Here is a 15,407-nt window from a genome sequence, read left to right on the forward strand (position 1 = left end):
CGAAGGTCTGCCGTACGGCGGGGGCCGCTTGCACCACAGGTGCGCGCGGCCCCCGCCGTCGTCATGAGCAGACCTTGCCGTCCTTCGGCACCGTGCCCTTGAGCAGGTACGCGTTCACCGTCGAGTCGACGCAGTCGCTCCCGCTGCCGTACGCCCCGTGTCCCTCGCCCTTCCAGGTGAGGACCACACCGACGTCCTTGCCCAGTTCGTCCGCCATCTTCCGGGCGCCCTCGTAGGGGGTGGCCGGGTCGCCGGTGTTGCCGACCACGAGGACCGGTGCCGCGCCGGGCGCGCTCACCTCGGGGGTGTCCCACTGCCCGGCCACCGGCCAGTCGTGGCACCAGCCCGCCGTGTCCCAGCCCAGGAACGCCCCGAAGACGGGCGAGAGCTTCTCGAAGCTCGGCAGCAGCTTCTTCGTCTCCGCGGCGGTCGGCCGCTGCTTGTCGTCCAAGCACGATATGACCCGCTGGGAGTGGGTGGTCGTGCCGTAGTGGCCCGAGGCGTCCCGCTCGTTGTAGCCGTCGGCGAGCGTCAGCAGCTCCGAGCCGTCGCCGTCCTCAGCCGCCTCCAGGGCGCTGGTCAGGGTTGGCCAACTGGCCTTGCTGTACAGCGGCAGCACGATGCCGGTGACCGCGAGCGTCTGGGTCAGCTTGCGCGAGGTCCCCGTCGGCAGCGGGTTCGCGTCGAGGTCCTTCAGCAGCGCGGCGATCTTCTGTGTGCCCTGCTTCGGGTCCTGACCGGTCGACTTGAGGTAGTCGTCCAGCGCGCGCTGGAAGCCACGGGTCTGGTTCTCGGCGTGGCCGACCGTGTCGGCGCTCGGGTCGACGACCGCGTCGAGGATCAGCCGCCCCACGTTCTTCGGGAACAGATGGGCGTAGACGCCGCCGAGTTCGGTGCCGTACGAGATGCCGAAGTAGTGCATCTTCCGGTCGCCCAGCACCTGGCGCATCAGGTCCATGTCGCGAGCCGTGTCCGTGGTGGAGACGTGTGCCATCAGCTCGCCGGCCGTCCGCTGGCAGCCCTTGCCGAAGGCGGTGGCGTCCTGGAAGTAGGCCGCTTCCTCGGCCGCGGTGTCGGGCGTGGCGTCGATCGACTCGGCAGACTCGATGTCCTTGTCGCTGCGGCAGCGGACGCCCTCGCTGCCACCGACTCCGCGCGGGTCCCAGCTCACCAGGTCGTACCGCTCGCGCAGCGCGGACACCGTCGCGCCGTACAGCGGCATCATCGACACGCCGGAGCCGCCCGGGCCGCCGAAGTTGAACAGCAGCGAGCCGATCCGGTCGTCGCCGCGGGCCTTGGCGCGGATCAGCGCGAGGCCGATCGTCTTCCCCTCCGGCTTCGCCCAGTCCAACGGCACCCTGAGGGTCGCGCACCGCCACTCGCTGCTCGGCGCGGGGGAGTCGGAGGTGCCCTCGCAGCCTTTCCAGTCGAGCTTCTGCGACGTCAGTGAGGAGGGCAGCGGTGCGGCGGCCGCGGTGCCGGAGGAACTCGACGACGGACTGGCCGCGCCGGTCTCCCCGTCGCCCTTGCCGTCGTCGGACGAGCCACCGCTACAGCCCCCCACCAGCAGTGCCGCGGCGGCGGCCAGGGCCGTCCACCGTACGAAACGCGTCATCGAGGTCCCCCCTTGCAGGCCGTCCGCACCGTGCCGCGGATGGCGGTCCTGCCATGGTAGGCGGATCACACGACGACCGCCGAGGCCTGTGGATAACGTTCTGACCTGCACTTTTCCCGGTGTGAGGGAGTCGCGGGGCAGGAGAGCCGGGTGCGCGGAAGTCAGGGTGCGCGAGGTCAGGAGCAGACGGTCCCCGCCGCCGGCACCTTCCCGTCCAGCAGATATCCGTTCACCGCGCCCTGCACGCACTTGTTCTTGCTGTCGTACGCACCGTGCCCCTGGCCCTTGTACGTGAGCTCGACGCCGACGCCCGCGCCCAGCGCGTCCACCATCCTCCGTGCCCCCGCGTACGGCGTGGCCGGGTCGCCGGTGTTGCCGACCACGAGGATCGGCGCCGAACCGGCCGCGCTCACGTCGGGGTGGTCGGCGGCGCCCGCCACGGCCCAGTCGGTGCAGCTGACCATCCCCCAGGCCAGATAGTCGCCGAAGATCGGGGAGGCGGACCGGAACTCGGGGAGCTTCTGCTCGACGTAGTCCTCGGTGTACCGGGCCTTGTCGTCGGCGCAGTTGATGGCGATGTTCGCCGCGGTGAGGTTGCTGTACGTGCCGTCCTCGTTGCGCCCGTTCATGGAGTCGGCCAGCAGCATCAGGATCCTGCCGTCACCGTCGTACGCCTGGTCCAGGCCCTCGGTGAGGTACTCCCAGAAGTCCTGCGAGTACAGCGACTGCGCGATGCCGCTGGTCGCCGCGGTCTGGGTCAGCTTGCGCAGGCCGACGCCGGGGATCGGCGTGCGGTCGAGGTCCTTGAGCAGCTTGGCGATCCGGTTCTTGACGTCCTGGGCGGTGTCACCGATCGGGCAGTCCTCGGTCTTCGACACACAGTCCTCGGCGAAGTTGTCGAGCGCGAGCTGGAAGCCCTTCGCCTGCCCGAGCGAGCCCTGTTCGGAGTCCTCGGTCGGGTCGACGACGGCGTCGAAGACGGCCCGGCCCACCCGCTTGGGGAACAAGTGGGCGTAGACGCCGCCGAGTTCGGTGCCGTACGAGATGCCGAAGTAGTGCAGCTTGTCGTCCCCCAGGACCTGGCGCATCAGGTCCATGTCGCGGGCCGCGTCCGTGGTGCGCACATGCGGCAGCACCTTCTTGGAGTTGTCCTCGCAGGCCGCGTTGAACTCCTTGGTGTTGTCCAGGAGCTTGGTGCGCTCGGTGGCGTCGTCGGGGGTGGCGTCCTGTTGGAAGTACGCGTCGAGCTGGAGGTCGTCGAGGCACTCGACGGGGGCGCTGCGGCCCACCCCGCGCGGGTCGAAGCTCACCAGGTCGTAGCGGGTGCGCAGTTTCGCGTAGTCCTCGCCGAAGGCGGGCAGCGTGGTCACGCCCGAGCCGCCGGGGCCGCCGAAGTTGAAGATCAGGGAGCCGATCCGCCTGCTCTCGTCGCCGCTCGCCCTGGCCCGGATCAGCGCCAGATCGATGGTGTCGCCCTTGGGTTCGGCCCAGTCGCGGGGGGCCTTGAGGGTGGCGCACTGCCATTCGTCGCCGTTGGGCAGAGGTGACGGGGCGTCACCGCCGCCCTCCGCCGTGGACGGGGCCGGGCAGTCCTTCCAGCTCAGCTTCTGGGCCGTCAGATCCTGATCCTTGGAGTCGTCACCACAGCCCGCCAGGACGGCGGACAGCAGGACGGCGGAGGCGGTCAGGGCAGCGGCCCGCAGGCGGGGAGGGTTCGGCATGCTTCCCATCCTGCGGTCGAGCTGGGCGACCCGCTCGGGGCACGGGCCGTACGAGGTACGCGCGCGTGGCCCCTCGTACGAGACACGCGCGCGTACCTACAGCGCTCCCTTGCGGGACAGGTGGTTGAAGGCCAGCCAGCCCGGCAGCACCGGCAGCCACAGCGTCAGCAGCCGGTAGAGGAGCACGGCGGGTGCCGCAACCTCGCTGGGCAGGCCCACGGCGATCAGACCGACCGTCAGGGTCGCCTCCACCGCGCCCACGCCGCCCGGCGTCGGAGCCGCGGAACCGAGCGCGTTGCCGGCGAGGAAGACGACGGCGACGCTGGCGATGCTGATCGAGGAGCCCTCGGTGCCGAAGGCCCGGATCGAGGCGTCCAGACACATCACGAAGCACGCGGTCAGCAGGAGCATGCCGCCGATGCCGGTGAAGAGCTTCTGCGGCCGCTGCAGCACGTCGAGCATGCGCGGCACTACACCCGCGAAGAGCGAGCGCACGCGCGTGACGACGAACTTCCGCAGGAACGGCACCGAGGTGACGACAAGAACGAGCACCGCCACCGTCAGCAGACCCGCGATCACCGTCCGGGACGGCGACAGCGACGGCGTCTTCTCGGTGCCGGTCAGATAGCCGAAGGACAGCAGCATCAGGATGTGGCAGCCGAGCCCGAAGAGCTGCGAGGCGCCGACACTGGCCACCGCCAGGCCGGGCCGCACACCCGCGCGTTGCAGGAAGCGCGTGTTGAGGGCGACCCCGCCCACCGCGGCCGGCGCGACGATCTTCACGAACGACCCGGCGACCTGCGCCCCGACGGTCCGCAGGAACGGCACCCGCTCCGGCACGAACCCCAGCAACGACATCGCCGCCGCGAAGTAACTCGCCGCCGAGAACAGCACGGCCGCGGCGACCCAGCCCCACTCGGCGTTCTGGATGAGCGGACCGAACTCGATGTGGGTGAGCTGCGTCAGCAGGAAGTACGCGCCGATGGCACCGGCGATGAAGCTGATGAGCGTGCGCGGCCGCACCCGCTCCAGACGGGCCGGTTCGACGGGCGCCTGCGGCCTGATCAGCAGCACCTCGTGGCGGATCAGCGTGAGCAGGTCGTCCTCGCGGGCTTCCTCCAGGGCCTCGTCGATGGCCCGCTTCTCGGCCCGCGCCTCCGCGCGTACGGCCTTCTTGTCGGGCTTGTCGAGGACCGGCTTGGCGTCCTCGTGGGCCTCTTCGAGCTTGGCCTGCTTGGCCTGCCGGGAGGCCTCCAGGATCGCGTCGCGCTCGCGCTGGGCGCGTTCCCGGGCCAGGGTGCGCAGCGTCGCGCGCGTGGAGCGGCTGAGCGCGATGGGCTGGAGCATCGGCAGGCAGTCGGCGACGGCGTCGGGGCCGAGCACGTTCACCGCGGCGGCCACCGCGCGTTCGGCGCCCACGCGCAGGCCGAGCGTCACCAGCAGCTGGGAGATGTCCATGCGCAGCAGCAGGTCACCGGCGGCGATCTCGCCGACGCGCAGATCGGTGAGGATCACCGTGCCGGAACGATCCACCAGAATCGCGTCACCCACCAGCCTGCGGTGCGCGATCCGCCGGGACTGCAGGGCGCGGACCTGGTGCCAGGTGTCCCGCAGCAGGTCGTCGGTGATCTCGTCGTCCGCCAGCGAGTCGAGGGTGCGCCCGCCGGTGTGCTCGTAGACGAGCATCACGGCGTCGGGGCCGAGCTCGGAGGTGGCGATCAGCTTGGGCGCGTTGGCGCCGGCCGCGATCGCCGCGTAGGCGAGCAGGGCCTCCTGCTCCAGGGCCTGGCGCAGGGAGGGCAGGCTGCTGCGGGTGGCGAAGCCGCGCAGCGTCAGATTGCGCCACGCGCGGTAGAAGAATCCCTGGGCCTGCTGCTCCCGGTCGACCACCGTGACATCCAGCGGCGGCCCGTCCTCCAGCGTGACGAAGTACCGTCGGCCGCGGTCGCCGGTCTCCGGCGTCTCCGCGGCCTCCTCGCGGGCCGCGCTCACCGGGTGGAAGCCGACGTGCCGGAGGCCCGCCATCAGCGTGCGCCCGGTGGGGCGGACGTTGGGCGAGCCGACCGCGTACAGCGTGCCGTAGGCGACGGTCCAGCCGATCAGCACCGTCAGGATGATCGAGAACGGCGTCGTGTAGCCGGTGACGAGCATCGAGAAGGCGTCGAGCATCAGCACGATCCACAGCACCGCGCGCCAGCGGGGCCGCCGGGACATGCCGACTGCGGTCATGTACGCGATGACCGGGGCGAGATAGCCGTGCACCGGGTCGGTGAGGGCGTGGATGTCGCCGGGGGAGGGCTGGGTCAGCGCCTCCTGGATCGAGTCGGGGGCGGCCTTGGCGACCCAGAGGTCGGTGGCGAGAGTCACACCGTGGGCGAGGACCGCCGCGAGCACGCCGTCGGCGATGCGCAGTCCGTCGCGTTTGATCAGCCGTTCGATCGCGAAGGCGACCGGCACCAGCAGGATCGCGATGCTGGAGGCCAGCCCGGCGATCTTGATGAGCAGGTCGGGCGCCTGCCCGGTGCCCTTGTTGATGTCCTGTTCGAGGCCCGAGGTCGTGCCGTGCGCGAACGCGGCGATCGCCAGCAGCACGGCGACCGCGAGTACGCCCACCAGCAGCCGCATGAGGTCCGACGGACGGTGCACGCGCGCGGGGAGGAGGGGTTCGTCGCCCTCGACCTCGTCGGCGTGGACCTCGTCGTCGAAACCGTCGCTGGTCGTGGACGCGTCGTCCGCGTCCCTGGTGCCCGGACGCGACGAAGCGTCAGAGGTGCTCTCCGCGCCCTCCGGGTGCACACCCTGTTGCTTCATCGTCTCTTCTTGATCTCGTATCACCGGTCACCGCCCGCACGATGGTGGCATGCTCCACCGACACACGGGGGCATCAGGGTGCAAACGCGGGGGCGCACAGTCTGCCGGAAGCGCCGCCCCAGGGCGAGGGTCACCCGCGGTGGCCAGCGCGTCACATTGTCGGTGGGGTGGGGCAGGATGGGGCGGATGAGTGACGAGAGCCTGCCGCAGGACGTCCCGCCGGACGCGCTGCCGGAGTACGCCGAGCGGGTCCTGGAGGTCGCGGAACTGATCCCGCCCGGGCGCGTCATGACGTACGGCGATGTCGCGGAGTGGCTGGAGGAGGGCGGCCCGCGCCAGGTCGGCCGTGTGATGGCGCTCTACGGAGGAGCCGTCCCGTGGTGGCGTGTCGTCCGCTCGGACGGCGTGCTTCTGCCCGGCCACGAGCAGCGGGCCCTCGGCCACTACCGCGACGAGGGCACGCCCCTGAAGACGGCGAGCAGGGCCGCCGAGGGCCACATGCCGCGCCTGGACATGAAACGGGCGCGCTGGGACGGCGGCGAACGCGCGGAGGGTCACACCTGACAGCTTCCGCCATCGGACCGGCCCAGGGGGAGCCTGTGATCCGTACGGGGGAACAGGGGCACGTCCGTGGCATGACGTACGTTCGTGGGGCGAGGGACGTACGTGTCGCGAGTGCCGCGAGTGCCCCGAGGGAAGAAGCGGAAGCCCTGCTTCCGATCCGTTCGTCGGCGTAGCGTCGGCTGCACGCGCCCCGCTCACCCCGCGATCACCGCCCTGCACGCACGGCGGACAGCCAACCAGCACACCCACCAGGACCGGCGAACCACGTGAGCTCCTCTTCCTCCACCAGGCGCCTGCCGCACCCCCAGGTGCGCCAGGGGAACCGTGGCGCTTACCGACTGGTGCGTACCCCGCCGGCCCGAGTGGATCCCCCTCCTCTGGACGCCGCACAGCGCTCCGTGGTTGAGCACAAGGGCGGCCCGTTGCTCGTCCTCGCAGGTCCGGGCACCGGCAAGACCACCACCCTCGTCGAGTCCGTGGCCGCGAGGATCGCCCGTGGCGGTGACCCCGCGCGCGTGCTGGTGCTGACGTTCAGCCGCAAGGCGGCCGTCGAGCTGCGCGACCGCATGGCGCTGCGGATAGGAGCCGCCCGAGCGCCGCAGGCGACCACGTTCCACTCGTTCTGCTACGCCCTGGTCCGCGCCCACCAGGACAGCGACCTGTTCGTGGAGCCGCTGCGGCTGCTGTCCGGCCCCGAGCAGGACGTGGCCGTACGCGAACTCCTGGCGGGCCAGCCCGACCTGGAGCGCCTCGGCCTCGCGCACGTGCGCTGGCCCGACGAACTGCGCGCCTGCCTGACCGCCCGCGGCTTCGCCGACGAGGTCCGCGCGGTCCTCGCCCGCAGCCGCGAGCTGGGCCTGGACCCGGGCGCCCTGGACGCCTTCGCCCACCGCATCGGCCGCCCCGACTGGCGTGCCGCCGCGGCCTTCCTCGCCGAGTACCTCGACGTCCTCGACCTCCAGGGCGTCCTCGACTACGCCGAACTCGTCCACCGCGCGGTGCTCCTCGCCCACAGCCCCGAGGTCGCCGGGCGGCTCGCCGCCCAGTACGACGCCGTGTACGTCGACGAGTACCAGGACACCGACCCGGCCCAGGTGCGGCTCCTGCACGCCCTCGCCGGCGGTGGCCGCACCCTGGTCGCCCTCGGCGACCCCGACCAGTCGATCTACGCCTTCCGGGGCGCCGACGTGAACGGCATCCTGGACTTCCCGCACGCCTTCCCGCGCGCGGACGGCCGCCCCGCGCCCGTCGAGGTCCTGCGCACCTCACGCCGCTCCGGCGCCGACCTGCTGACCGCCACCCGTCTGCTGACCCAGCGCATGCCGCTGACCCGGCTGCCCGCGGAGAAGGTCCGCGCCCATCGCGAGCTCGCCCCGGTCCGGGAGGGCGGCCGCGTCGAGGTCTTCACGTATCCGACGCCTGGTACGGAGCTGGACAACATCGCCGACATCCTGCGCCGGGCGCACCTGGAGGACGGCGTGCCCTGGGGCGAGATGGCCGTCCTGGTACGTGCCGGGTCGCGCACGATCCCCACGGTGCGCCGGGCGCTCACGGCGGCAGGCGTGCCGCTGGACATCGACGGCGACGACCTGCCCCTGCGCCACGAACCGGCGGTGGCGCCGCTGCTGACGGCACTGCGGGCGGTGGCGACGGCGGAAGCCGGGACGCGGCCCGACGGGACTCTTTCCGAGGACGAGGAGGACGAGGCCCGTCCTGAGGACGACGAGGCCCGTCCGGAGGTGCCCGGACCCTGCTGGCTCGACACCGAGACCGCCCTCGCCCTCCTCACCTCCCCCCTCGCCGGCATGGACGCCGCCGACCTGCGCCGTCTCGGCCGTGCGCTGCGCGACGAGGAGCGCGCCGCCGGCAACCCCCTTCCGCCGCCCTCCGACGAGCTGCTCGCGCGGGCGCTGGCGGAGCCGGAGCGGCTGGCCGTGCAGGACCCCGCCTACGCGCGCGGCGCCCAGCGCCTGGGCGCGCTGTTGCGCAAGGCCCGTGAGCGCCTCGCGGGCGGCGGCAGCGCCGAGCAGGCGCTGTGGGACCTGTGGAACGGCACCCCCTGGCCCAGCCGCCTGGAGCGGGCCGCCCGGCGCGGCGGCGCGGCCGGCCGCAACGCCGACCGCGACCTGGACGCCGTATGCGCGCTGTTCGCCACCGCCGCCCGCGCGGAGGAGCGCAGCGGGGGCCGGGGCGCGCTCAACTTCCTGGAGGAGATCGACGCCGAGGACATCGCCGCCGACACCCTCACGCGGCGTGCCGTACGGCCCGACGCCGTCCGCCTGATGACCGCGCACCGCTCCAAGGGACTGGAGTGGCGCCTGGTCGTCGTAGCGGGCGTCCAGGAGGGTCTGTGGCCCGATCTGCGCCGCCGCGGCTCCCTCCTGGAGGCCGACCGTATCGGCCGCGACGGCCTCGCCGAACCACTCACTCCGGGAGCGCTCCTGGCGGAGGAACGCCGCCTGTTCTACGTCGCCGCCACACGCGCGCGTGAGCGCCTCGTCGTCACCGCGGTGAAGGCCCCGGCTGACGACGGCGACCAGCCCTCCCGCTTCCTGACCGAGCTCGGCGTCGAACCCAAGGACGTCACCGGCCGCCCACGCCGCCCCCTGTCCGTCGCCGCGCTCGTCGCCGAACTCCGCGCCACGACCGTCGACCCGCGCGTGTCGGACGCCCTCAGGGAGGCCGCCGCCCGCCGCCTGGCCCGGCTCGCCGCCCTCACCGACGAGGACGGCCGCCCGCTCGTCCCCTCCGCCCACCCCTACCGCTGGTGGGGCATGTTCGAGCCGACCGAGTCCAAGGTGCCGCTGCGCAACCGCGACCAGCCCGTCGTGCTCTCCGGCAGCGCCCTCGACCAACTCGCCAACACCTGCGCCCTGCAATGGTTCCTGGGCCGCGAGGTGAAGGCCGACGCGCCCGCCACGGTCGCCCAGGGCTTCGGCAACGTCGTGCACGTCCTCGCCGACGAGGTCGCCTCCGGACACACCCCGGCCGACCTCGCCGTCCTCATGGAGCGCCTCGACTCCGTGTGGAACGCCCTCGCCTTCGACGCGCCCTGGAAGTCGGCGCAGGAGAAGGAGAACGCGCGCGTGGCGCTCGAACGCTTCCTGAAGTGGCACGTCATGGACCGCACCGGCCGCACCCCGGTCGCCAGCGAGCACGACTTCGACGTCACCCTCGAAGCCGGCGACTACGAGGTGCGCATCCGCGGCCAGATGGACCGCGTCGAGGCGGACGGCGAAGGCCGCGCCTATGTCGTCGACTTCAAGACCGGCAAACAGGCGCCCACCGCGCGCGAGGTGGAGCACCACCCGCAGCTCGCCGTCTACCAGCTCGCCGTCCGCGAGGGCGCCGTCGACGAGGCCTTCGACGGAGTGCGCCCCGAGCCGGGCGGCGCCGAACTCGTCCAGCTGCGCCAGGGCGCCGCCAAGCGGGACGGCGGCGAGACGCTGCCCAAGGTGCAAGCTCAGGACCCCATCGAAGGCACGGCGGGGGAGTGGGTCGGCGACCTGCTCGCCACGGCGGCCGGGAAGGTCCTCGACGAGCGCTTCACCCCGACCACCGGCCAGCACTGCACCCACTGCGCCTTCCAGGCGTCGTGCAGCGCACGGCCCGAAGGGCGCCACGTGGTCGAGTGACCCTACGGCTGTGACGAGTCGCACCACACGTGCTGACCTGCGCGTCTTCCGAACCGAGGGGCGATTCGTCCTCGACTGTCAGTGGCCGCCGCTAGCCTCTCCGACATGCCCGCCCGTATCACCGATCCCGATCAGCTCAAGGAGCTCCTCGGCATCCCGTTCACCCCGGAGCAGACGGCCTGCATCATCGCGCCGCCCGCCCCGCAGGTGATCGTGGCCGGTGCCGGCTCGGGCAAGACGACGGTGATGGCGGCCCGCGTGGTGTGGCTGGTCGGCACCGGCCAGGTCGCCCCCGAACAGGTCCTCGGCCTCACGTTCACCAACAAGGCCGCCGGCGAACTCGCCGAGCGCGTCCGCAAGGCGCTCATCAAGGCGGGTGTCACCGACCCCGACGTCATCGACCCGGACAACCCACCGGGCGAGCCGGTGATCTCGACGTACCACGCCTTCGCCGGCCGCCTCCTGACCGACCACGGCCTGCGCATCGGCCTCGAACCGACCTCCCGGCTCCTCGCCGACGCCACCCGCTACCAGCTCGCCGCGCGCGTGCTGCGCGAAGCCCCCGGCCCCTACCCGGCGCTGACCCGCTCCTTCCCGGACCTCGTCGGCGACCTCCTCACCCTCGACGCCGAGCTCTCCGAGCACCTCGTACGACCGGAGGCGCTGCGGGCGTACGACGCCGAGCTGCTGCTCGCCCTCCAGGGCGCCAAGCTCACCAACGCGGACCTGCGCAAGGTCCCCGAGGCGGCCGCGGCCCGCCGCGAACTGGCCGAACTGGTGGGCCGTTACCGGGCCGCGAAACGCGAGCGGGACCTGCTCGACTTCGGCGACCAGATCGCCCTGTCCGCCGAACTCGCCCAGATCCCCGAGGTGGGGCGCGTGCTGCGCGACGAGTTCCGGGTCGTGCTGCTCGACGAGTACCAGGACACCTCGGTCGCCCAGCGCATCCTCCTGGCGGGCCTCTTCGGCGGCGGCACCGGACACCCCGTGACCGCAGTCGGCGACCCCTGCCAGGCGATCTACGGCTGGCGCGGCGCCTCCGTCGCCAACCTCGACGACTTCCCCGAGCACTTCGCCCACGCCGACGGCCGCCCCGCCACCCGCCAGGCGCTCAGCGAGAACCGCCGCAGCGGCGGCCGCCTCCTCGACCTCGCCAACGGCCTCGCCGAACCCCTGCGCGCCATGCACGCGGGCGTGGAGGCCCTCCGCCCGGCCCCCGGCGCAGAACGCGACGGCCTGGTGCGCTGCGCCCTGCTGCGCACCCATGCCGAGGAGATCGACTGGATCGCCGACTCCGTCGCCCACCTGGTGAACACCGGCAAGGCGCCCGGTGAGATCGCCGTCCTGTGCCGCACGGCGACCGACTTCGCCGAGATCCAGGGCGCGTTGGTCGCGCGGGACGTGCCCGTCGAGGTCGTCGGCCTCTCCGGCCTGCTGCACCTGCCCGAGGTCGCCGATCTCGTCGCCGTCTGCGAAGTGCTCCAGGACCCCGGCGCCAACGCCTCCCTGGTCCGGCTGCTGACCGGCCCGCGCTGGCGCATCGGCCCGCGCGACCTCGCCCTCCTGGGACGCCGCGCCCGCATGCTGGTCTCCCACGCGCGCGTGGACGCCGGCGACGACCGGGACCGGCGGCTCGCGGAGGCCGTCGAGGGGGTCGACCCGGCCGAGGTGATATCGCTCGCGGACGCCCTGGACACCTTCCTGGAGCTGCCGTTCGACACCGAGCACGAGGACGACGGCCTGCCCTTCTCGCCCGACGCGCGCGTGCGGTTCGCGCGGCTCGCCACCGAACTGCGCGACCTGCGCCGTTCGCTCGCGGACCCGCTGATGGACGTCCTGCACCGCGTCCTCGCCGTCACCGGCCTGGAAGTCGAGCTGTCGGCGTCCCCGCACGCCCTGGCCGCCCGCCGCCGCGAGACCCTCTCCAACTTCCTTGACGTCGCCGCGTCCTTCGCCGCGGGCGACGGCGAGGCCACCCTGCTGGCCTTCCTCGGCTTCCTGCGCACCGCCGCCCAGTACGAGAAGGGCCTCGACAACGCCCTCCCCGGCGGCGAGAACACCGTCAAGGTGCTCACCGCGCACAAGTCCAAGGGCCTGGAATGGGACGTCGTCGCCGTCCCCGGCCTGGTCACCGGCACCTTCCCCAGCACCCAGGGCCGCGAGAAGTGGACCGCCCAGGGCAAGGTGCTGCCGCACGACCTGCGCGGCGACGCCGCCACCCTGCCCGACGTCGAGGCCTGGGACTCCCGGGGGCTGAAGGCCTTCCAGGAGGCCATGAAGGACCACCAGCACACCGAGGAGCTCCGCCTCGGCTACGTCACCTTCACCCGCCCCCGCTCCCTGCTCCTCGGCTCCGGCCACTGGTGGGGCCCGGCCCAGAAGAAGCCCCGCGGCCCGTCCGACTTCCTCCAGGCCCTCCACGACCACTGCGAGGCCGGATTCGGCGAGATCGAGGCCTGGGCCGACGAGCCCGCCGAGGACGAGGAGAACCCGGCCCTGAGCCAGGCCACCGTCGACCAGGTGTGGCCGCTGCCCCTGGACGACACGTCCCTGGCCCGCCGCCGCGCCGCCGCCGAGACGGTCCTCGCCCACCTGGAGCGCCTCGCCTCCCGCGCGGACGGGCACGCGCCCGACCCGGACGACTACGAGGACCCGGACTGGCCGCCACCGCCCGAGGACGACGAAGTCCCCGACGAAGAGGCCCCCTTGGCGGCGGACGACCCGGACGACTGGGACTCCTGGACCACGGACCGCCCCACGGTCCCGCACCAGGCGACCGCCCCGGAACCCCCGGCCGAGGCCCCGCAGGCGCTGCCGCACCCGGCCGAGCCCGAACCGGACCCCTTCACCCCGGAAGAGGCCCGCACCCTCGCCTCCTGGGACCGCGACCTCGACGCCCTCACCGGCGAGCTCCTGCGCGCGCGGGAGGCCGTCACTGACGTACCCCTGCCCGCGTCGCTCACCGTCTCGCAGCTCCTGCGGATGGCCGAGGACCCGGACGGGTTCGCGCAGGAACTCGCGCGCCCCATGCCGCGCCCCCCGCAACCGGCCGCGCGCCGGGGCACCCGGTTCCACGCCTGGGTGGAAGCCCGCTTCGAGGAGCTGACGCTGCCCATGCTGGGACCGGAGGAACTGCCGGGCGGCGACGAGACCGACATCGACGACGAACGCGACCTGGAAGCCCTCAAGGACGCCTTCGAACGCACCGAGTACGCCCACCGCACCCCCCACCGCGTGGAGGCCCCCTTCCAGCTCGCCATCGCCGGACGCGTGGTGCGCGGCCGTATCGACGCCGTCTACAAGTCGGTCGACGGCGGGCGGACGACGTACGAGATCGTCGACTGGAAGACCGGCCGCGACCACAGCGCCGACCCCCTCCAGCTCGCCCTGTACCGGCTCGCCTGGGCCGAGCAGCAGGACGTGCCCCTGGAGTCGGTCTCGGCCGCGTTCGTGTACGTCCGCAGCGGCGAGGTCGTACGGCCGGACGACCTTCCCGCGCGGGGAACGCTCGAGCGACTGCTGCTGGACGAGCCCTCCGCGCAAGCAAACTGTGAGGAACCGCCCACCGAGGATGTCGGTGCGGGCCGATAGGCTCGTGACCATGAGCCATCCCGTTGACAGCGTCGTCAGCGCCGTCCGTGCGTACATCGAGCAGCACCGCGCCGTCTTCCTCGACGACCTCGCCGAGTGGCTGCGCATCCCTTCCGTGTCGGCCCAGCCCGACCACGCCTCGGACGTGCGCCGCAGCGCCGACTGGCTCGCCGCCAAGCTGACCGAGACCGGCTTCCCGACCACCGAGGTCTGGGAGACCCCGGGCGCCCCCGCCGTCTTCGCGGAGTGGCCCTCCGACGTCCCCGGAGCGCCCACGGTCCTCGTCTACGGCCACCACGACGTGCAGCCGGCCGCCCTGGCCGACGGCTGGAACAGCGAACCCTTCGAGCCCGTCGTCCGCGACAACCGCCTCTACGCGCGCGGGGCGGCCGACGACAAGGGCCAGGTGTTCTTCCACACACTCGGCGTCTGCGCCCACCTCGCCGCCACCGGCCGTACGACCCCCGCGGTCAACCTCAAGCTGCTCATCGAAGGCGAGGAGGAGTCCGGCTCCCCGCACTTCCGCGCCCTCGTCGAGGAGCGCGCGGAGCGGCTCGTCGCCGACGCCCTGATCGTCTCCGACACCGGCATGTGGTCCGAGGACACCCCCACCGTCTGCACCGGCATGCGCGGCCTCGCCGAGTGCGAGATCCAGCTGTACGGCCCCGACCAGGACATCCACTCCGGCTCCTTCGGTGGCGCCGTGCCCAACCCGGCGACCGCAGCCGCCCGCCTGGTCGCCGCCCTCCACGACGAGCACGCACGCGTGGCCGTCCCCGGCTTCTACGACGGCATCGTCGAACTCACCGACCGCGAGCGCGCCCTCTTCGCCGAACTGCCCTTCGACGAGGAGCAGTGGCTGCGCACCGCCAAGTCGTACGCCACCCACGGCGAGGCCGGGCACACCACGCTGGAGCGCATCTGGGCCCGCCCCACCGCCGAGGTCAACGGCATCGGCGGCGGCTACCAGGGCGCCGGCAGCAAGACGGTCATCCCGTCCTCCGCGATGGTGAAGCTGTCCTTCCGGCTCGTCGCCGGGCAGGAACCCGACCACATCGAGAAGCTCGTCCGTGCGTGGGCGGCCCAGCAGGTGCCCGCCGGAATCCGGTGCGAGATCACGTTCAGCGGGGGCACGCGCCCGTGCCTGACCCCGCTCGACCACCCGGCCCTGCGGTCCGTCGTCCGCGCCATGGGCCGCGCCTTCGACAAGCCCGTCCGCTTCACCCGCGAGGGAGGCTCGGGGCCGGCCGCCGACCTCCAGGAGGTCCTCGGCACTCCCGTGCTCTTCCTCGGCATCTCCGTCCCGTCCGACGGCTGGCACGCGCCCGACGAGAAGGTCGAGCTGGACCTCCTCCTCAAAGGCGTCGAGACCACCGCGTACCTGTGGGGCGACCTGGCGGAGCACTGGCGCCATGTGCCCTGAACCCCGTCCGTCCCGCCGAACCGCCCGCCGAAACAATCCGTTCCACC

General features: G+C 72.7%; 7 protein-coding genes. 4 read left to right on the top strand and 3 right to left on the bottom strand.

Going from position 1 to position 15,407, the window contains the following annotated elements:
* Positions 1 to 61: 61 nt before the first annotated feature.
* The 3 genes from IQ210_RS16025 to IQ210_RS16035 form a co-directional block, all read right to left on the bottom strand.
* Complete coding sequence (locus IQ210_RS16025; protein ID WP_194079694.1) at positions 62 to 1,615, bottom strand: alpha/beta hydrolase; 1,554 nt, start codon at positions 1,613 to 1,615, stop codon at positions 62 to 64.
* Positions 1,616 to 1,791: 176 nt separating this feature from the next.
* Positions 1,792 to 3,336, bottom strand: coding sequence for an alpha/beta hydrolase (locus IQ210_RS16030; protein WP_194079695.1), 1,545 nt, complete (start codon positions 3,334 to 3,336; stop codon positions 1,792 to 1,794).
* Positions 3,337 to 3,432: 96 nt separating this feature from the next.
* Positions 3,433 to 6,147 (bottom strand): lysylphosphatidylglycerol synthase domain-containing protein, encoded by a 2,715-nt coding sequence (locus IQ210_RS16035; protein ID WP_194079696.1) that lies wholly within the window; start codon positions 6,145 to 6,147, stop codon positions 3,433 to 3,435.
* Positions 6,148 to 6,333: 186 nt separating this feature from the next.
* Here IQ210_RS16035 and IQ210_RS16040 point away from each other — a divergent pair, with 186 nt between their 5' ends.
* The 4 genes from IQ210_RS16040 (at position 6,334) to IQ210_RS16055 (ending at position 15,360) form a co-directional block, all read left to right on the top strand.
* Positions 6,334 to 6,711: an MGMT family protein gene (locus IQ210_RS16040; protein WP_194079697.1), complete on the top strand. Its 378-nt coding sequence runs from the start codon at positions 6,334 to 6,336 to the stop codon at positions 6,709 to 6,711.
* Between the two features lie 266 nt (positions 6,712 to 6,977).
* Complete coding sequence (locus IQ210_RS16045; protein WP_194079698.1) at positions 6,978 to 10,346, top strand: ATP-dependent helicase; 3,369 nt, start codon at positions 6,978 to 6,980, stop codon at positions 10,344 to 10,346.
* A 105-nt stretch (positions 10,347 to 10,451) separates the two neighbouring features.
* Positions 10,452 to 13,937: an ATP-dependent DNA helicase gene (locus IQ210_RS16050; protein ID WP_194079699.1), complete on the top strand. Its 3,486-nt coding sequence runs from the start codon at positions 10,452 to 10,454 to the stop codon at positions 13,935 to 13,937.
* Positions 13,938 to 13,947: 10 nt separating this feature from the next.
* Positions 13,948 to 15,360 carry a dipeptidase gene (locus tag IQ210_RS16055; RefSeq protein ID WP_194079700.1) on the top strand — a complete coding sequence of 471 codons (1,413 nt, stop codon included), beginning with the start codon at positions 13,948 to 13,950 and terminating at the stop codon, positions 15,358 to 15,360.
* The last annotated feature ends 47 nt before the right edge of the window (positions 15,361 to 15,407 follow it).

The organism is Streptomyces justiciae (assembly GCF_015163075.1).
GTDB lineage: Bacteria > Actinomycetota > Actinomycetes > Streptomycetales > Streptomycetaceae > Streptomyces > Streptomyces justiciae.